This is a genomic window from Streptomyces sp. BBFR51, from assembly GCF_044591655.1.
Lineage (GTDB): Bacteria > Actinomycetota > Actinomycetes > Streptomycetales > Streptomycetaceae > Streptomyces.
Genome location: NZ_CP172448.1, coordinates 7293225 through 7312645, shown reverse-complemented (window position 1 = coordinate 7312645; position 19421 = coordinate 7293225). Strand labels below are relative to the sequence as shown.

Sequence of the window (19421 nt, the reverse complement as noted above, 5' to 3'; positions counted from 1 at the left end):
AGTTCGTTCGATCCCGGTCATACCTATTGGCGAACCACGCAAAGAGGTCTAGCTTCCTTGGCGCTGCTGCCGTGACCGAGGAGGTGCCCATGCCCTTAAGAGGGTTGAGCGCGAGAAGAAGAGGCTGGGCGGCGTGTGCCACCGCCGCTTTCGTCGCCGCGGGACTGCTGGCCGGCCCTGCCGCCAGTGCACGTCCGGCGCCGGACCCATCCCTGACAACGATGTCGATCAAGTCGCCACCGGGCGGCTCCAACGTACGTGTGCTGATCTACTACGGTTCCGCCGCGGCCGGGGACGAGTCACCGGTCGTCAACGCCGGGATCGCGGCCATCGAACGGATCGGGCTGTCCGGCCCGGCCGGGGAGCGCTTCAAGGTCGAGGCCACCGACAACGCCAACGTCTTCACCAACGACAAGAAGCTCGGCCGCTTCAACGCGATCGTGTTCCTGACCGGCGGCGGTGACGTCCTGACGCCCGCCCAGGAGGCGGGTCTCGAGGCGTACATGGAGGCCGGCGGCGGGTTCCTCGGCGTCCACGACGCGGCCCGCGCGGAGCCCTACTCGGACTGGTTCACCGGTCTGGTCGGCGCCCGCCCGGCCTCCTCGAGTCCGACGAAGGTCCAGCGCGCCACCGTGGAGGTCGGCGACCGGCGTCATCCGGCCACCAAGGACCTGCCGCTGGAGTGGAAGCGGCCCGACGAGTGGCTGAACTGGCAGAAGAACCCGTCCGGAGACGTCCACACCGTGGCCCGGGTGCGCGAGTCGACGTACGCGCCCGGGGCGAGCGCCAACGGGCCGGACCACCCGGTCAGCTGGTGCCGTGACTACGACGGCGGCCGGTCCTTCTACACCGGCATGGGCGGCACGGTGTCGTCGTACGACGAGACCGACTTCCGCACCCATCTGCGCGGCGCCCTGCTGTGGACGACCCGGCTGTCGCAGGCCGACTGCAAGGCGACCATCAACGGCAACTACAAGGCCGAGCGGCTCACCCAGCCCAACCAGCCCGGCCAGAACGACCAGATCGGCGAACCGCACGGCCTGGTCACCGCCCCCGACGGCCGCGTCTTCTACATCGGACGCGGCGGCGCGGACTCGTCCCAGCCCGTGGTGACCGACTGGAACGACCCGAACGTCGGCAAGGGCACCGGCGAGATCCACGTCTGGGACCCGAAGACCAAGAAGGTCACGCTCGCCGGTGAACTGACCGTCTTCGGCAACAAGGGCGGCGGCGACGAGCTGGTCAAGGTCGAGGAGGGCCTGCTCGGCATCGAGCTGGACCCGAAGTTCGAGGAGAACGGGTGGGTGTACCTGCACTACACGCCGCACTCCCAGATCAACCGAGACACCCACATGGCCGAGCGCCGCGTCTCCCGTTTCACGCTCGACCTGGCGACCAACAAGCTGGACCTCGGCAGCGAGAAGGTGCTGCTGAAGTGGCCGGTGCAGATCCACAGCTGCTGCCACGCGGGCGGCGGACTGGCCTGGGACTCCAAGGGCAACCTGTACATCGCCACCGGTGACAACAACTCCAGTGGCTTCAGCGACGGTTACTCGGGCAACAACCCGGAGCCCAACTTCAAGGGCGTGTCCTTCGCCGACGCGCGCCGCACCGCCGGCAACACCAACAACCTCAACGGCAAGATCCTGCGCATCCACCCGGAGCCGGACGGGACGTACACGCTCCCCGAGGGCAATCTCTTCACCGGCGAGGAGACCGCCGAGGGCGGTGGCAAGACGCGCGGCGAGATCTACGTGATGGGCGTGCGCAACCCGGCGCGCATCTCCGTCGACAAGAAGACCGACACCCTCTACGCGGGCTGGGTCGGCCCGGACGCCGGTGCTCCGTCGCCGACGTGGGGCCCGGCCAAGTACGACACGTTCGCCACGATCACCAAGGCGAGCAACCGGGGCTGGCCCTACTGCATGGGCAACAAGCAGCCCTACCGGGACCGGAACCTGCCGGACCCGTCCAAGCCGCTGGGCTGGTACGACTGCGACCACCCGAAGAACGAGTCGCCGAACAACGACGGCCTGGTCAACCTGCCGCCGGTGACCGGCAACAACATCTGGTACTCGCCGCAGGGCGGCGGACCCGACTACCCGCGCGACGAGAACGGCATCCCGTCGTACGAGGAGGACGAGGCCACCTACCGGCTCCCCTGGCTCAAGGGCGGCGGCCAGGCCGCGATGAACGGCCCGGTCTACCGCTACGACGCCGACAGCACCAGCGAGACCAAGTGGCCCGCGTACTGGGACGGCAAGTGGTTCGTCGGTGACTTCTACGACGCCGACCAGCCCCGCAACGCGGTGCTGATGGACCCGAAGACGCAGGGCGACGGCGGTCTGCCGGTGCACTCGGAGTCCCTGAAGAAGATCGTGCCGATCGGCAACGACGGCATCAAGAACCTGATGGGCTGGAAGTTCGGCCCGGACGGCGCGCTGTACGTCCTCGACTACGGCCGCGGCTTCTTCACCTCGGACTCCAAGTCGGCCCTGTGGCGGGTCACTTACGAGGGCGGTGGGCCGACGCCGGCCGCCGGACAGCTGGCGAGGGGGACCGAGTGATACGCCAACGAAGAATGTGGGCCGCGCTGCTGGCCGGCCTGCTGATGATGCTCGGTCTGCAGGCGACCTCCGCCTCCGGGCAGCCCGCGGCGGCACCCACCGCGGCCGCCGCCGACCAGGTGCTGACCTGGACGGCGGGCGACGACATCACCAAGTACACGTCGGCGCCCGAGACGGCGGTGGCCGGTCCGGCCACGATCGTCTTCGAGAACAGTGAGGCCACCGGCAACACCACCGGCATGCCGCACACGCTGACGTTCATGACCAGCGATCCCGCGTACAACCAGGACGTCCAGCTGAACATCCTGGCCAACCCGAACGACGCCGAGGGCGGCAAGCACACCGCCGAGGTCACCCTGACCCCCGGCAAGTACATGTACCACTGCACGATCCCGGGCCACGGCCAGATGACGGGCGTGCTCGTGGTGACCGAGGGCGGCGGTGGCGAGGACACCACCGCGCCCGCGACCTCGGCCGAGGTGGGCGGCACGCAGAACGCCGACGGCGCCTACGTCGGCAGCGCGACCGTGACGCTCGCCGCCACCGACGAGGGCGGCTCCGGCGTCGAGCGGATCGAGTACGCGATCGGCGCGGACGGCGCCTGGCAGCCGTACACCACGCCGGTCGTCGTGGACCAGGTCGGTGAACACACGGTGCGCTACCGGGCGTTCGACAAGGCGGGCAACGCCGCCGAGGAGAAGAACGTCACGTTCGCCGTGGCCGCACCGGACACCGACGACACGACCGCGCCGGAGACCTCGGCGACGGTCAGCGGTGAGAAGAATCCCGACGGGGCCTACATCGACATGGCGACGGTGACCGTCACCGCCTCCGACACCGGTTCCGGCGTCAACACCATCGAGTACGCGGTCGGCGACGGCGCCTGGACGGCGTACACGGCGCCGGTCATGGTGCACGAGGTCGGCGAGCACACCGTGCGCTACCGGGCCACCGACAAGGCGGGCAACGTCGCGGCGGAGAAGAGCGTCGCCTTCACCGTCGTCGCCGCTCCCCCGCAGGACACCACCCCGCCGGTGACCGGCGCGACCGTGGACGGCACCAAGAACTCCGACGGCGCCTACGTCGGCAGCGCCAAGGTGACCGTGAACGCCACGGACGAGGGCGGCTCCGGTGTGGCCGGCGTGGAGTACTCGCTCGACGCCGGGCCCTACCTCGCGTACTCCGACCCGGTGGTCGTGGACCGCGTGGGCCGGCACACCGTGGCGTACCGGGCGAGCGACAAGGCGGGCAACACCTCCGAGTCGCTGACCGTGAGCTTCTCGGTGGTGGCGGGCGGGGTGCCCGCGCCGCCCTGCCCGGAGTACGACGAGCGCCAGACGGTGATCGTCGGCACGGTGGACACGGGTGTGCCGAACCGGGTCACCGACAACCGGTGCCGGATCAACGAGATGATCGAGGACGAGAAGGAGTGGACGTCCCAGGCGCTCTTCCTCAAGCACGTCCGTGAGGTCATGGACGGCCTCCTGGACGAGGGCGTCGTCGACCGTCGGGAGTACCGGGCGATCAACAAGGCCGCCCGTCAGTCGAAGATCGGCAAGCCCGGCCAGACCGAGGGCTACCGCACGATCCTCGACGGCAGCCAGGAGTCCTTCGCCAAGTGGGAGCAGGTGGGCGGCGGTTCGTTCGGGCTGAACGCGGACGGGTCGATCACCTCCAGCACCAGCACGCCCGGCATGGGCATGCTGTGGTTCCCGGAGCGCAAGTACGGCGACTTCTCGCTGAAGCTCCAGTGGCGTGACGACGCGGCGGGCACCACGAACACCAACGGCGGCGTCTTCGTGCGCTTCCCGCAGGTGCACGACCACCCGGAGGAGTCGCGTCCGGAGTGGGTCGCCATCAAGTACGGGCACGAGATCCAGGCGTTCGACAGCCCGACCGGCGACATGTACAAGTCCGGCTCCGTGTACGGCTTCGACCGGGTCGGCCTGGCCGGTGCGGGTGTGACGGAGAAGGGCACCTGGAACGACTACGAGATCCGGGTGGAGGACCAGCACTACTCGGTCTTCCGCAACGGCGTGCTGATCAACGAGTTCGACAACTTCGGCGGCCAGACCTTCTACCCCGAGCGCTCGGACGACCCGGGCACGGACGGGCGGCGGTTCGCCTCCGGCTACGTCGGGCTCCAGGTGCACAGCACCTCGGACGTGATCTCGTACCGGGACGTCCGCATCAAGGAGTTGTAGGAGCCGTAGGAACACCTGGCGGTGTGGCTCAGTCCGGGCCGGGAGCCTGCTTCCTGGCCCGGCTGGGCTGTACCCGGCTCGGCTCGCCCGGCATCTTCGGATACTCGGGCGGGTACGGCAGATCACCGAGCCCGTGGTCGTGCTCGTCCTTCGTCGCCAGTTCCAGCAGGGCGTCGAGGGAGTAGGACCGTTCGTCCATGCCCGCGTGCACGTCGCCGAGTTCGGCGAAGCGCGCGGGCATGGTCGTGATGTCGAAGTCCTGCGGGTGCGCGAGGCCCACCTCGTCCCAGGTCAGGGGCGCGGAGACCGGGGCGTTCGGGCGGGGGCGCACGGAGTAGGCGGAGGCGATGGTGCGGTCGCGGGCGGTCTGGTTGTAGTCGATGAAGATGCGCTCGCCGCGCTCCTCCTTCCACCACTTGATGGTGACCCGCCCGGGCATCCGCCGTTCCATCTCGCGGCCGACGGCGATGGCGGCGCGCCGCACCTGGGTGAAGGTCCAGCGCGGTTCGATCGGCACGAAGACGTGGATGCCGCGCCCGCCGGAGGTCTTGGGCCAGCCGCGCAGCCCGCCGAACTCCTCCAGCACCGCCCGCAGTTCGTGGGCGGCGCGGGCGGCGTCGTCGTAGTCGGTGCCGGGCTGCGGGTCGAGGTCGATGCGCAGTTCGTCGGGGTGGTCGACGTCGTCGCTCCGCACCGGCCAGGGGTGGAAGGTGAGGGTGCCGTACTGGGCGGCCCACAGGACCGCGGCCTCCTCGGTGGGACACATCTCGTCGGCGCTGCGTCCGCTGGGGAAGGTGATGTGCGCGGTCGGGATCCAGTCGGGCATGCTCTTGGGCGCGCGCTTCTGGTAGAACCACTCGCCGGCGACGCCGTCCGGGTAGCGCTGGAGTGTGGTGGGCCGGTTGCGCAGGGCACGCAGGATGCCGGGGGCGACGGCCTGGTAGTACCGGGCCACGTCGAGCTTGGTGTAGCCGCGCTCCGGGAAGAAGACCTTCCCCGGGCTGGACAGCCGCACGGTCCGGCCGCCCGCCTCCAGTTCCACCGCTTCCGCCATGCGAGCCACGGTAGGCGCAGCGCCTTCGCCGCGCATATCAGGCAGGCGGAATGGATGGCGCGCAGAATCGGACCATGGATCTGCCTGTGATGCCGCCCGTGAAGCCGATGCTCGCCAAGTCCGTGGTGAAGATTCCGCCGGGCATGCACTACGAGGCGAAGTGGGACGGTTTCCGGGCGATCGTGTTCCGCGACGGCGACGAGGTGGAGCTGGGCAGCCGTACGGGCAAGCCGCTGACCAGGTATTTCCCGGAGCTGGTGACGGCGGTGCGGGAGCGGTTGCCGAAGCGGTGCGTGGTGGACGGGGAGATCGTGATCGCGCGGGAGGGGCATCTGGACTTCGACGCGCTCACCGAGCGGATCCATCCCGCGGACTCCCGGGTGCGGACGCTGGCGGAGCGGACACCGGCCTCGCTGGTGGCCTTCGACCTGCTGGCCCTGGGCGAGGAGTCCCTGCTCGACGTGGGGCTGGCCGACCGGCGGGCGCTGCTCGTGCGGGCGCTGGCCGGGGTCACGCCGCCGGTGCACGTGGCGCCGGCGACGGACGACATCGAGGTGGCCCGGCAGTGGTTCGAGCAGTACGAGGGGGCGGGGCTCGACGGCGTCGTCGCCAAGCCGCTCGACCTGCGCTACCGGCAGGACGAGCGGGCCATGTACAAGATCAAGCACGAGCGCACGGCGGACGTGGTCGTCGCCGGATACCGCCTCCACAAGAGCGGTCCCGTGGTCGGCTCGCTGCTGCTCGGCCTGTACGACGACCGGGGCGTCCTCCAGCACGTGGGGGTGAGTGCCGCCTTCACCATGAAGCGCCGCGCCGAGCTGGTGGAGGAGCTGGAGCCGCTGCGCATGGACGACGCCCGGGGCCATCCCTGGGCGGCGTGGGCCGAGGAGGCGGCGCACGAGTCGGCCCGGCTGCCGGGCGCTCCCAGCCGGTGGTCCGGCAAGAAGGACCTGTCCTGGGTGCCGCTGCGTCCCGAGCGGGTCGTCGAGGTGGCGTACGACCACATGGAGAACGGGGCGCGCTTCCGGCACACGGCCCGCTTCCGCCGGTGGCGCCCGGACCGGACACCGGAGAGCTGCACCTACGCGCAGTTGGAGGAGCCGGTCCGCTACGACCTGGCGGAGATTCTCGGCGGGCCGTGAGCCGCCCGGGGCCTTACGGCGTCATCAGCACCTTGACGGCGCCGTCCTGCTTCTTCTGGAACATCTCGTACGCGTGCGGCGCGTCCGTCAGCGGCACCCGGTGGGTGGCGAAGCCGTCGACGCCGAGGGGGTCGCCGTCGGTCAGGTACGGGACGATGTCGTCGCTCCAGCGGCGCACGTTGGCCTGGCCCATCCGCAGCTGGATCTGCTTGTCGAACAGGGTGAGCATGGGCATCGGGTCGGCCATGCCGCCGTACACGCCGGAGAGGGAGATGGTGCCGCCGCGGCGCACCAGGTCGATGGCGGTGTAGAGCGCGGCGAGCCGGTCGATGCTGAACCGCTCCGCGAGGGGTCCGCCGATGGCCCGGGGCATCACCGCGGCGGCCTGCTGCACCAGCTTGGCGACGGCGCCGCCGTGCGCCTCGGTGCCGACCGCGTCGATCACGGCGTCGGGGCCGCGGCCGTCGGTCCGGTCCTGGATCGCGGCGACGAGTTCCTTCTCGTTGTCGAAGGCCCGCAGGTCGTACGTCTCCACGCCCCGTGCGCGGGCCCGCTCCAGCCGCTCCGGCACGAGGTCCACGCCGAACACCTTGTCGATCCCCTTGAGCCGGGCGATCCGGCAGGCCATGTCACCGATCGGGCCGAGACCGAGCACGGCGATGCTGCCGCCCTGCGGGACGTCGGCGTAGGCGACCGCCTGCCAGGCGGTGGGCAGGACGTCGGAGAGGTAGACGAAGCGGTCGTCGGCCGGGCCCTCGGGCACCTTGATCGGGCCGTACTGCGCCTGCGGCACGCGCAGGTACTCGGCCTGACCGCCGGGCACCGCGCCGTACAGGCGGGTGTAGCCGAACAGCGGGGCGCCCATGCCCTCGCCGGTGACCTGGGTGGTCTCGCACTGGGTCGGCAGGCCGTTGCCGCACATGTAGCAGTGGCCGCACGCGATCTGGAACGGCACCACGACCCGGTCGCCGGGCTTCAGGTTGGTCACCTCCGGGCCGACCTCCTCCACGATGCCCATCGGCTCGTGGCCGAGGATGTCGCCCGGTGTCATGAACGGCGTGAGTACCTCGTAGAGGTGCAGGTCCGAGCCGCACAGCCCCGAGGACGTGACGCGGATGACCGCGTCGGTCGGCTCCTTGATCCTCGGGTCCGGCACGTCCTCGACCCGCACGTCCCGCTTGCCCTGCCATGTCACTGCCTTCATCGCCCCGCGCTCCCTTGGTCGCCGTGCGCTTCGGTGCTGCGTGGCGGCCGGGTACCCCTGCGGCCTCGTCGCCGAACCCGGCGGTCGTTTCGGCCGAACAGCGGATTATCTGCTCCGTTCCGTGTGCCGTATCGGATTCAGTCAGGTATGGCACTAAATGCTTCAAGAAGCGCACAATCAATGACACGGGATGGGTGGACGGATGCTCGGAATGCGAAGAGGGACACACAGCGGGCGGAGTGCCGCGCTGCTGACGGCGGCGGTGGCGGTCTCGCTGGCCGCGGCGGGCTGCACGGCGGGGCCCGGCACGAAGGACGACGGGCGGGCGCCGAAACCGGAGCGGTCGCACAGCACGGCCGCCCCCGCCTCGGGACCGGTGCTCGCCGTGAAGGTCGACAACGTACGCGCGGCCCGCCCGCAGACGGGTCTGGAGGACGCGGACGTCGTCTACACCGAGCCGGTGGAGGCCGGGCTGAGCCGACTGATGGCGATCTACGCCACCGAGCTGCCCGAGTCCGTGGGACCGGTGCGCAGCGCCCGGGAGTCCGACCTGGAGCTGCTCGGCCAGTTCGACCGGCCGGTGCTGGCGTTCTCCGGCGCGCAGAGCAAGCTGCTGCCGCTCATCGACAAGGCTCCCCTGCGCGCGGAGCCGCCCGGCGAGGACTCCGAAGCGTATGTCCGCGCCGGGGACCGGCAGGCCCCGCACAACCTCTACCTGCACCCCCGCAAGCTGCTCCAGGAACCCTCGGGGGCGGCGGCCCTCAGTAACGGGTTCACCTACGGCAAGGCCCCCGCGGGCGGCCGGTCGGAGTCCTCGCGCACAGTGCGCTATCCGGCGGCGAGCTTCACCTTCAGCTGGTCCGACAGCCGGGACCGGTGGCTGGTCTCCATGGACGGCGCCCCGGCCCGCACGGCCGACGGCGGGCGGCTGGCGCCGGCCACGGTCGTCGTGCAGCACGTGACGGTGCGCGAGTCCGACTTCCGCGACTTCCGAGGCAGCAACTCGCCCTATGTCGAGTCGGTGGGCTCCGGGCAGGCGGAGGTGCTGCGCGACGGGCGCGCGTACGAGGCGACCTGGAAGCGGGGGGCGGCCGAGGCCGGCACGACCTTCACCACCGAGGACGGCGAGCCGCTGAACTTCGCCGAGGGCCAGGTGTGGGTGGTCTTCGCCGGGGGCTCCTGACGGGGAAGTCCCCGGTCAGCCCGGTGCCGCCGTCGGCTCGGCCGGGTTGCGGAGCCCCTCCGCGGCGTCCGCGACCCGGCGGATGAGGTCGATGAACACCGCCTGCTCGTCGGCGGCGAGCGGGGCCAGGAACACCTGGTTCATCCGGGCGATGCGCACGCCCAGCCTGCGGTGGACGCGCAGGCCCTCGTCGGTCGCCCGGAGCAGGGACCGGCGGCCGTCCTGCGGGTCGCGGACCTTGTCGAGCAGGGCGCGGCGGCCGAGCCGGCTGACCACCTCGGCGATGGTGGACCGGTCCAGGCCCACCCGCTCCCCCACGGTGCGCTGATCGAGCCCCGGCTCGGCGACGAGAGCGTTGAGGACGGCGTACTGCGGCGAGGTGGTCTCCTCGGAGACCATCGTGTTCCACAGCAGGTAGTGCGCCTGCTGCAGCCGCCGGGCCAGGTGGCCGGGGTGGGTGGCCAGATCGACCGCTGCCATGTGCACTCCCCGTGGTCACTTTCGTAGGTGCACTGACGATACACGGCACCGGGTCCCGACATCCCGGATCGCCTCAGACGATCTACCTCGTACTTTGTGGGTCTTGACGCCCCGGCCGTCCGGTGGCAGCGTGTGGGAAACCTCGCTAAAATACTCAGTGCCCTGACTATCTGTCCCCGGGGCGCGCGGAAGAGATGGGGCTTCTCGGATGGACAAGGTGGTGGCCACGGCCGGGGAGGCGGTGGCCGACGTGCCCGACGGCGCCTCGCTCGCGGTGGGCGGTTTCGGACTGAGCGGCGTGCCGAACGTGCTGATCCAGGCGCTGTACGAGTGCGGGACCGGCGGTCTTTCGGTGGTCTCCAACAACTGCGGGGCGATGGAGTCGGGGCTTGCCGTCCTGCTGGCCGCCGGCCGCATCGCCCGCGTGACCGGGTCCTACATCGGCGCGAACAAGGAGTTCGCCCGGCAGTACCTGGGCGGGGAGCTGGAGGTGGAGATGATCCCGCAGGGCACCCTGGCCGAGCGGCTGCGGGCCGGCGGCGCGGGCATCCCCGCCTTCTACACCCCCGCCGGGGTCGGCACCCAGGTCGCCGACGGCGGGCTGCCCTGGCGCTACGACGGGTCCGGCGGGGTCGCGCTGGCCTCGCCGCCCAAGGAGGTCCGCGAGTTCGACGGGACCCAGTACGTGCTGGAGCGCGGTATCCGCACGGACTTCGCGCTGGTCCGCGCGGCGAAGGGCGACCGGCACGGGAACCTGGTCTTCGCGAAGTCGTCCCGGAACTTCAACCCGCTGGCCGCGACGGCCGGACGGGTGACGATCGCCGAGGTGGAGGAGCTGGTCGAGCCGGGCGAGATCGACCCGGACGCGGTGCATCTGCCGGGGATCTTCGTCCAGCGGGTGGTGGCGCTCACCCCGGAGCAGGCCGCCGACAAGAAGATCGAGCGGCGGACGGTGAGTTCCTGATGGCGTGGACACGTGAACAGATGGCCGCGCGGGCGGCGCTGGAGCTCGAGGACGGCCAGTACGTCAACCTCGGCATCGGCCTGCCCACGCTGATCCCCAACTACCTCCCCGAGGGCGTGGAGGTGACCCTGGAGTCGGAGAACGGCATCCTGGGCACCGGCAGGTACCCCACCGACGCGGAGGTGGACCCCGACCTGATCAACGCCGGCAAGGAGACCGTCACCGTCCTGCCGGGCGCCTCCTTCTTCGACTCGGCGCTGTCCTTCGGCATGATCCGGGGCGGGCACATCGACGTCGCCGTCCTGGGTGCCATGCAGGTGTCGGCGGGCGGCGACCTCGCCAACTGGGCCATACCCGGCAAGATGATCACCGGGATCGGCGGCGCGATGGACCTCGTCCACGGCGCCCGCACCGTCATCGTGGTCATGACCCACACCGCCAAGGACGGCTCCCCCAAGATCCTCGAGGAGTGCGCGCTGCCGCTGACCGGCAAGGCGTGTGTGAACCGGATCATCACCGACCTCGGCGTCCTCGACGTCACCGGCGACGGCCTGGTCCTGGTGGAGAGGGCACCGGGCGTGAGCGTCGACGAGGTCGTCGCGAAGACCGACGCGAAGCTCGTCGTCGGAGAGGAGCCGAAGTGAAGGACGTCTACGTCGTCGACGCGGTCCGCACCCCGTTCGGCAAGTACAACGGCTCCCTGGCGGGCGTGCGCCCCGACGACCTGGCCGCGCACGCGATCCGCGAACTCCTCGCCCGCACCCCGGATCTGGACCCCGCCCGGATCGAGGACGTCTACTTCGGCAACGCCAACGGCGCGGGCGAGGAGAACCGCAACGTCGCCCGCATGGCCGCCCTGCTCGCGGGCCTGCCCACCAGCGTCCCCGGCGTCACGGTGAACCGGCTGTGCGCGTCCGGCCTCGAAGCGGTGATCCAGGCCGCCCGCGCCATCGCCGTCGGCGACGCGTCGATCGCGCTGGCGGGCGGGGTCGAGTCGATGACCCGAGCGCCTTACGTACTGCCCAAATCGGAGCGGCCCTTCCCGGCCGGACACACCGAGCTGTACTCCACCACTCTGGGCTGGCGCATGGTCAACCCGAGGATGGACCCGCAGTGGACCATCCCCCTCGGCGAATCGGCCGAACTGATCGCCGACAAGCACGGGATCACGCGCGAGCGGCAGGACGAGTTCGCCCTCGCCTCGCACCGGAAGGCGGCGCGGGCGCAGGCGGACGGCCTGTTCGACGCGGAACTCGCCCCCGTCCCGGTGCCGCGGCGCAAGGGCGATCCGGTGGACTTCGCCGCCGACGAGTGCGTACGCCCGGACACCTCCTTGGAGGCGATGGCGAAGCTCAGGCCGTCCTTCCGCAAGAACGACGGCACCGTGACCGCCGGGAACGCCTCCCCGCTCAACGACGGCGCGGCCGCGCTGCTCCTGGTCGACGAGGAGGGCCTGAGGGCCACCGGCCGCGAGCCGCTCGCCCGGATCTCCGCCACCGGCGTCTCGGCGACCGACCCCCAGTACTTCGGCCTCGCCCCCGTCGAGGCCGTCAACCGCGCGCTCACCAGGGCCGGCCGCACCTTCGCCGACCTCGACGTCCTCGAACTCAACGAGGCCTTCGCCGCCCAGGTGCTGGGCTGCGTCGCCGAGTGGCCCGAGTTCGACCCCGCGATCCTCAACCCGCAGGGCGGGGCCATCGCCCTCGGCCACCCTCTCGGCGCCTCCGGTGCCCGCCTCGCCGGCACCGTCGCCCACCAGCTCGCCCGCAGGGGCGGCGGCACCGGCATCGCCACCCTCTGCATCGGCGTCGGCCAGGGCCTCGCCCTGGTCCTCGACCGCTAGCCACCCACGGGAATCACGGGAACCGTCATGACTCTCACCCAGCACGACATCGACGCGGAGATCGCGGCCGAGCACGCCGCCTACGAGAAGCGGGTCGCCGACGGCGCGCCCGTCGAGCACCACCCGCGCCGCGACTACGCGCCGTACCGCTCCTCGGTGCTGCGCCACCCGAAGCAGCCGCCGATCGCCATCGACGTCACCAAGGACCCGGAGCTGGTGGAGCTGTCCTCCCCCGCCTTCGGCGAGCGGGACATCACCGGGATCGACAACGACCTGACCCGGCAGCACAACGGGGAGCCGGTCGGCGAGCGCATCACCGTCTCAGGCCGACTCCTCGACCGGAACGGGAAGCCGGTGCGCGGGCAGCTCGTGGAGATCTGGCAGGCCAACTCGGCCGGGCGGTACGCGCACCAGCGCGAGCAGCACGACGCGCCGCTGGACCCGAACTTCACCGGCGTGGGCCGCACCCTCTGCGACGACGACGGCTTCTACCGCTTCACCACCGTCCAGCCCGGCCCCTACCCGTGGCGCAACCACGTCAACGCCTGGCGCCCGGCCCACATCCACTTCTCCGTGTTCGGCTCGGCGTTCACGCAACGGCTGGTGACGCAGATGTACTTCCCGAGCGACCCGCTGTTCCCGTACGACCCGATCCTCCAGTCGGTGACGGACGACGCCGCCCGGCAGCGGCTGATCGCGACGTACGACCACAGCCTGTCCGTGCCGGAGTTCTCGCTCGGTTACCACTGGGACATCGTGCTCGACGGCCCGAACGCCACCTGGATCGAAGAAGGACGCTGATCCGCCATGACGAAGATCGACACCAGTCGCCCGGAGCAGGTGCTGCCCACGCCGTCGCACACGGTCGGCCCGTTCTACGGGTACGCGCTGCCGTTCCGCGGCGGTGAGGACATCGCGCCGGCCGGGCATCCGGACACGGTCACCGTGCACGGGTACGTGTACGACGGCGAGGGCAACCCGCTGCCGGACGCCCTCGTGGAACTGTGGGGCCCGGACACCGAGGGCAGGGTGCCGACGGCCGACGGCTCGATGCGGCGCGACCCCGCCTCCGGCGGCTTCCTCGGCCGCAACGGCGTGGAGTTCACCGGCTTCGGACGCATCCAGACCGACGCGGACGGCCACTGGTACGCGCGCACGCTGCGGCCAGGGGCGCGCGGGCGGAGCGCGCCGTACGTGAGCGTGTGCGTGTTCGCGCGCGGGCTGCTCGTGCACCTCTACACCCGCATCTACCTGCCGGGCGACGAGGCGGTGCTCGGCGCCGATCCGCTGCTGGCCCGGGTGCCGGCGGAGCGCCGCGACACGCTGGTCGCGGCGGACGAGGGCCACGGGACGTACCGTTTCGACATCCGCCTTCAGGGCGAGGGCGAGACGGTCTTCCTGGAGTTCCAGTGACATCACCTGCCGACCCCGCCGACGCCAACGCCGACACGAGCCTGCTCGCCCCCGGGTGGGCGGGCTCGCCGGTCGCGTCGGCGACCGGTGACCGCGCGTATCTGCGGGCCCTGCTCGATGCGGAGGTGGCGCTCACCCGCGCCCAGGCCGCACTGGGCCTCGCCCCCGCGGAGGCGGCCGAGGCGGTGGCCGGGGCCGCCGACCCCGCCGGGTTCGACGCGCACTCCCTGGCCGAGCGCGCCCGTGGCGGCGGGAATCCGGTCATCCCGCTGGTCGCCGACCTGACGAAGGCGGTCGGCGAGCCCTATGGGCCGTACGTGCACCGGGGGGCGACCAGCCAGGACATCATGGACTCGGCGACGATGCTGGTCGCCGCCCGTGCCCTGGACCTGCTGCTGCCCGATCTCACCCGTACGGAACGGGCGCTGGCCGGGCTGGCCGCCGAGCACCGGGACACGGCGATGCCCGGCCGGACACTCACCCAGCACGCCGTGCCGACGACCTTCGGGCTGAAGGCGGCCGGCTGGCGCTCACTGGTGCTCGACGCGCGAGACCGGATCACCGCGGTACGCGACGCGCTGCCCGCGCAACTCGGCGGTGCGGCGGGCACCTTGGCGGCCTTCGCGGCGTACGGGGCGCCGGACCCGACCGCGCTGCCGACGGCGTACGCCGGTGAACTCGGGCTACGGGCACCCGTGTTGCCCTGGCACACCCTGCGCACTCCGGTCGCCGACCTGGCGGGCGCGCTCGCCTTCACCGCCGGGGCGCTCGGGAAGATCGCCGCGGACGTGCTGACGCTGTCGCGCACCGAGATCGGCGAGGTCGCCGAGGGCAGCGGCGGCGGTTCGTCGGCGATGCCGCACAAGGCCAATCCCGTACGGTCCACGCTGATCGCGGCCGCCGCCCGGCGCGCGCCGCAGCTCGCGGCCACGCTGTACGGCTCGCTGGTCGCCGAGGACGAGCGGCCGGCCGGGGCCTGGCACGCCGAGTGGGAGCCGCTGCGGGACCTGTTGCGCCTGACCGGGACGGCGGCGCGTGACGCCGCCGAACTGACCGAGGGGCTGCGGGTGCGCCCGGAGGCGATGCGCGCGCACCTCGGTCTCACGCACGGGCTGATCGTGTCCGAGCGGCTCTCCGCCGAACTGGCGCCGGTGCTCGGGCGAGCCCGCGCCAAGGCGCTGCTGACCGAGCTGGCGGCGCGTACGTACGCCGAGGACCGGAGCCTGGGCGAACTGCTGGCCGAGGTACCGGAATTGCGGGACGTCGACGTTGCCGCACTCACCGATCCCGTCCGTTGCACCGGCTCCGCGGGAGCCCTGACCGACCGTGCCCTGGAGCGACGTTGACCATGCTCGACCACCTCACCGAAGGCCCCTCCTCCGCTCCCCCGCTGCTGCTCGGGCCGTCGCTGGGCACCTCGTACGCCCTGTGGGACCAGGTGGCGCCCGAGCTGTCCGTCGGGCACCGGGTGATCCGCTGGAACCTGCCGGGGCACGGTGGTTCGGCGGCGGATCTCATCGGACCCGGCGCCACCGTCGGCGACCTGGCCGGCCTGGTGCTCGCGCTCGCCGACTCGCTCGGGGTGGAGCGGTTCGCCTACGCCGGGGTGTCGCTGGGCGGCGCGGTGGGCCTGCATCTGGCCGTGCACCATCCGGAGCGCGTGTCGTCCCTGGCGGTCATCTGCTCGTCGGCGCACTTCAACGGCGCGAGGCCGTGGGAGGAGCGGGCCGCGCTGGTACGGACCGAGGGGCTGGCGGGGCTCGCCGCGACGGCGGACGAGCGGTGGTTCACCCCGGGGTTCACCGTGCCGCGGCTGGTCCGGGACCACCGGGACGCCGATCCCGGCGCGTACGCCGCCTGTTGCGACGCGCTGGCCGCGTTCGACCTGCGGGACCGGCTCGGCCGGATCTCCGCGCCGACGCTGCTGGTCGCCGGCCGGGAGGACCCGGCCACCCCTCCCGCGCATCTGCGGGAGCTGGCCGACGCGGTGCCGGGCGCTTCGCTGACCGAGATCCCGGGTGCGTCGCACCTGGCGCCGGCCGAACGCCCCGAGGCGGTGCTGACCGCGCTGCGGGCGCACTTCGCCGGGGGCGCCAAACGGGGCATGGCGGTGCGGCGCGAGGTGCTGGGCGACGCGCACGTGGACCGGGCGCAAGGGCGGCAGACCCCGTTCACCGCCCGCTTCCAGGACTTCATCTCGCGCTACGCGTGGGGCGAGATCTGGACCGACGAGACGCTCTCGCGCCGCGAGCGCAGCATGGTCACGCTGACGGCCCTCGTCGCGCACGGCCACTACGAGGAGCTGGCCATGCACGTGCGGGCCGCCCGGCGCAACGGGCTGACGGCGGACGAGATCGGGGCGGTACTGCTCCAGACGGCCGTGTACTGCGGGGTACCGGCGGCCAACTCCGCCTTCACGACGGCCCAGCGGGTGCTGGCCGAGGAGGACGGCGCCGCGCAGTGACACGGCGCCGGGAACCTCGCCCCGGCCGCATCCGGGCCGGGGCCGGGTCTCAGGCCGGGTGTGTTACCGCCAGGGCCTCGCGGGCGCGGGTGGCCAGGCCGTCGGCGCCGCACGAGTCGGCCAGTGCGAGCCCACGGTTCAGCTCGGCCGCCGAACGGGACGCGATGCCGTACTCCACGCGTGCGGCGGCGTGCTCGTACTGACAGGGCGAGGCCTCCAGATAGGCGACGGCCTGGGCGGCGAGCCGGACCGCGCGCTGGCCGGTCTCCAGCGCGGCGGCGCAGCGCAGGGCCTCTCCTATCGCGGTGTCCGTGCCGAAGCGCTCGGCCTGGCGGCGGGCGTCGGTGGCCAGCCGGGCGGCGCGGCCGGGGTCCTCGGTGGCCAGCGCACGGGCCAGTTCGGTCGCCCAGGGCACCACCACCGGGTTGTGCCGGCCGCGGGCGGCCGCCGCCTTCTCGGCCGCCTCAAGCTCGTTGACGCCCTCCTTGGTGCGGCCGGTGGCGAGCAGCAGCCGCCCGCGCACCGAGCGGGGGTCGGGCAGCACGATCGTCGACGGGTACGGCGGGGCGAAGCCGTATTGGTCGGCGAGGGTCCGGGCCTCCTCGACGTGGCCGCGGGCGAGCAGGGTGTCGATCAGGTTGCAGGTCGCCGACCAGTACAGCGGCAGCCCGCGGCCGACGCGTTCGGCGATGCGCAGTGACTCGCGCAGGGACTGCTCGGCCTCCCTCAGGCGGCCCCTCCTGCGGTGGCCGAGGCCGACGTAGGCGTGCGCGAGGGAGAGGTGCCCGCCGCTCCAGCCGGCGCTCTCGTAGGCGCGCAGGGCCTCGGTGAACAGTGCCTCGGCGCGGTCGAGCCGGTCGGCGTAGGCGTAGGAACTGGCCAGCATCATCGGCAGTTCCAGGCCCCACTCGGTGTCCGTCCAGCCGAGCCCGGGTGCGAGGCGGCCGTTGACGAGAGCGCGGTCGCACAGCTCGACGACCTCTTCGGCGCTCTCGCCGTGGGTCATGGCGTCGAACCCGCGCAGGATGAGCAGGGCGCGTTCGGCGTTGTCGCGGCCGGTGCAGGTGGCGGCGAGTTCGGCGAGGCGCGCGGAGCGGCGGGGCGAGGACGTCTCGCCGGCGTGGATGCCCTCCCACATGTACTGGGCGGCCTGGAGCCGCAGCCGCGCGGACGGGTCCGGGTTGCGCGCCGCCTCCGCCTCGACGGTGCGGACGGCCTCCTCCAGCTGGTCGTTGTGGAGCAGGGCCTGGGAGAGCCGGAAGACGGCGTCGACGCGCTGCTCGCCGTTCAGGCCGGGCATGGCGAGCGCGGTGCGCAGGTGGCCGATGGTCGTGGCGGGCGCGGTGAGCAGGGTGGCGCAGCCCAGTTCGAACAGCACGCGTGCGTGGGTGTCGGGCAACGGCGGTTCCCGCAGCGCGCGTTCGAGGCAGAGGCGGGCGGCGTCGGGGGCTCCGACGGCGAGGTGCTCGCGGGCGGCGTCGCGCAGCTGCTCCACGACCTCCTGGTCGTCGTCGGGATAGACCTGGAGCAGATGGCGGGAGGCGGCCGCGGCGCCGAGTCCGGAGTCGGTGACCAGCTGGGCCGCTATGCCGTGCATCGCCGTGCGCAGCGCGTCGGGGATGGAGTTGTAGACGGCGGTGGCGATCAGCGGGTGCACGAACTCCAGCTCGCCCGTGCGCGGCTGTCCCGCGGCGGAGTCGGGTACGGAGAGGATCCGGGCGTTGCACAGCAGTTCTGCGCAGCGGGCGGCGTCGGCGCGGTCGAGGGTGGCGAGCGCGGCCACCATGTCGACGGTGATGCCGCCGCCGAGGATGGCCGCCGCCCAGGCGAACCGGGTGGAGTCGACGCCGAGTTGCTCCAGGCGAGCGACGAGACCGCCGCCGCGGGCGGAGCGGTTCAGGGCGCGCAGTTCGGCGGCTTCCGCCTCGATGGGTTGCAGTTCGCTGTCCTGGACCTTGGCGAGGAGTTCGACGGTCTCGTAGGGGTTGCCGCCGGTGACGGCCCACACCTCGCGGCAGAACGCGGCGTCGGCGTGGCCGCCCAGGGTGGCGCGGGTGAGTCCGGCCGTCGCCCCGGGGGTGAGCGCGTTCAGCGGGGCGAGGGGCCGGCCCACGGCGGCGGCCGCGTCCAGGTGACGGGCACTGTCACCGCTGACGTCGCCGGGGCGGCGGGCGATCACGACCAGGACGGAGGTCTCGTCGAGCCGTTCGGCGAGCGCGGCGAGCCAGCGCAGGGTCTCCTGGTCGCCCCAGTGGGCGTCGTCGATCAGCAGCACCAGCGGCCACTCGCGGCGGGCGAGCCGGCGTACGGCGGCGACCAGGCCGTCGCACACCCCCTGCGGGTCGGCCTGCCGCTCGCCGGGGTCCACGATGCCGAGGGCGGGTCCCGCGATGTCGTACCAGTCGCCCAGGTACTCGCGGGCCTCCTCCGGGAGCATGGACACCAGTGCGGGCTGGAGCAGTTGGCGTACCACGTTGAAGGGGACGGACCTGAGGGTCTCGCCGCCGCGTGCCGACCAGACGGTGCAGCCCCGCGCCTCGGCGATGCGGCGGGTCTCGGCGAGCAGCGCGGTCTTGCCGACCCCGGCCTCGCCGCGGGCCTCCAGCAGGGTGCCGGGGGACGAGCGGTCCGCGCACAGGACGTCGACCGCGCGCGTGATGGTGGCGACTTCCTCGTCGCGCTCCCAGAGGGAGGCCGAACCGGCGCCCGCCCGCCGTACCTCCGTCATCCCGCTGCCTCCCCGAGTCGCCCGAATGACGTACAGAGCCTGAGCCTAGCCCTCCGACCGCGCGAGTGGTGCGCGCTCCGCGGGCCAGTTGCCGTGACGGGTGACATGCGGTAAAGCGCGAACGACGCGCCGGGCTCGTCATCAGCGGCGGCCTGGGCCCGTGGCCGTCAACCTC

The 19421-nt window shown here is 72.2% G+C and carries 15 protein-coding genes; 11 read left to right on the top strand and 4 right to left on the bottom strand.

The annotated features are described in order from the left end of the window. The first annotated feature begins 89 nt into the window (after positions 1–89). Positions 90–2567: a ThuA domain-containing protein gene (locus ACGH7X_RS33160; RefSeq protein WP_399892342.1), complete on the top strand. Its 2478-nt coding sequence runs from the start codon at positions 90–92 to the stop codon at positions 2565–2567. A gap of 14 nt (positions 2568–2581) precedes the next feature. Next, positions 2582–4771, top strand: a complete 2190-nt coding sequence (locus ACGH7X_RS33155; RefSeq protein ID WP_399897511.1) for an OmpL47-type beta-barrel domain-containing protein — start codon at positions 2582–2584, stop codon at positions 4769–4771. 28 nt (positions 4772–4799) lie between these two features. Here the strand turns inward: ACGH7X_RS33155 and ligD are convergent, their stop codons facing one another. Then, the gene (gene ligD, locus ACGH7X_RS33150) at positions 4800–5825 is read right to left on the bottom strand and encodes a non-homologous end-joining DNA ligase (RefSeq protein WP_399892339.1); all 1026 of its coding nucleotides are present in this window, start codon (positions 5823–5825) and stop codon (positions 4800–4802) included. Positions 5826–5899: 74 nt separating this feature from the next. Between ligD and ACGH7X_RS33145 the strand changes: the two genes are divergently transcribed. After that, positions 5900–6967, top strand: a complete 1068-nt coding sequence (locus tag ACGH7X_RS33145) for an ATP-dependent DNA ligase (RefSeq protein ID WP_399892336.1) — start codon at positions 5900–5902, stop codon at positions 6965–6967. 13 nt (positions 6968–6980) lie between these two features. Here ACGH7X_RS33145 and ACGH7X_RS33140 read toward each other — a convergent pair whose 3' ends face one another. Further along, the gene (locus ACGH7X_RS33140; RefSeq protein WP_399892333.1) at positions 6981–8171 is read right to left on the bottom strand and encodes a zinc-dependent alcohol dehydrogenase; all 1191 of its coding nucleotides are present in this window, start codon (positions 8169–8171) and stop codon (positions 6981–6983) included. Positions 8172–8382: 211 nt separating this feature from the next. On the opposite strand from ACGH7X_RS33140, the gene ACGH7X_RS33135 reads away from it, so the two are divergent. Beyond that, a complete protein-coding gene (locus tag ACGH7X_RS33135; RefSeq protein ID WP_399892330.1) occupies positions 8383–9354 on the top strand; it encodes a DUF3048 domain-containing protein in 972 nt (323 codons plus the stop codon). Positions 9355–9369: 15 nt separating this feature from the next. Here the strand turns inward: ACGH7X_RS33135 and ACGH7X_RS33130 are convergent, their stop codons facing one another. After that, positions 9370–9834 (bottom strand): MarR family winged helix-turn-helix transcriptional regulator, encoded by a 465-nt coding sequence (locus tag ACGH7X_RS33130; RefSeq protein WP_399892327.1) that lies wholly within the window; start codon positions 9832–9834, stop codon positions 9370–9372. A 208-nt stretch (positions 9835–10042) separates the two neighbouring features. On the opposite strand from ACGH7X_RS33130, the gene ACGH7X_RS33125 reads away from it, so the two are divergent. Genes ACGH7X_RS33125 through pcaD form a run of 7 tightly spaced genes read left to right on the top strand, consistent with a single transcriptional unit; the run spans position 10043 to position 16518 of the window. Continuing rightward, entirely contained in the window at positions 10043–10798 is a 756-nt protein-coding gene (locus ACGH7X_RS33125) for a CoA transferase subunit A (protein ID WP_399892325.1), read from the top strand. Continuing rightward, positions 10798–11442, top strand: a complete 645-nt coding sequence (locus ACGH7X_RS33120; RefSeq protein WP_399892322.1) for a CoA transferase subunit B — start codon at positions 10798–10800, stop codon at positions 11440–11442. The genes ACGH7X_RS33125 and ACGH7X_RS33120 overlap by 1 nt, the downstream gene beginning before the upstream one ends. Next, the gene (locus ACGH7X_RS33115; RefSeq protein WP_399892319.1) at positions 11439–12641 is read left to right on the top strand and encodes a thiolase family protein; all 1203 of its coding nucleotides are present in this window, start codon (positions 11439–11441) and stop codon (positions 12639–12641) included. The genes ACGH7X_RS33120 and ACGH7X_RS33115 overlap by 4 nt, the downstream gene beginning before the upstream one ends. 27 nt (positions 12642–12668) lie before the next feature. Next, complete coding sequence (gene pcaH, locus ACGH7X_RS33110; protein WP_399892317.1) at positions 12669–13442, top strand: protocatechuate 3,4-dioxygenase subunit beta; 774 nt, start codon at positions 12669–12671, stop codon at positions 13440–13442. Between the two features lie 6 nt (positions 13443–13448). Further along, complete coding sequence (gene pcaG, locus ACGH7X_RS33105) at positions 13449–14054, top strand: protocatechuate 3,4-dioxygenase subunit alpha (RefSeq protein WP_399892314.1); 606 nt, start codon at positions 13449–13451, stop codon at positions 14052–14054. Further along, entirely contained in the window at positions 14051–15400 is a 1350-nt protein-coding gene (gene pcaB, locus ACGH7X_RS33100; protein ID WP_399892312.1) for a 3-carboxy-cis,cis-muconate cycloisomerase, read from the top strand. The genes pcaG and pcaB overlap by 4 nt, the downstream gene beginning before the upstream one ends. A gap of 2 nt (positions 15401–15402) precedes the next feature. Next, entirely contained in the window at positions 15403–16518 is a 1116-nt protein-coding gene (pcaD, locus tag ACGH7X_RS33095) for a 3-oxoadipate enol-lactonase (protein WP_399897508.1), read from the top strand. 49 nt (positions 16519–16567) lie between these two features. Here the strand turns inward: pcaD and ACGH7X_RS33090 are convergent, their stop codons facing one another. Next, positions 16568–19246: an ATP-binding protein gene (locus tag ACGH7X_RS33090; protein WP_399892309.1), complete on the bottom strand. Its 2679-nt coding sequence runs from the start codon at positions 19244–19246 to the stop codon at positions 16568–16570. Between the last annotated feature and the right edge of the window lie 175 nt (positions 19247–19421).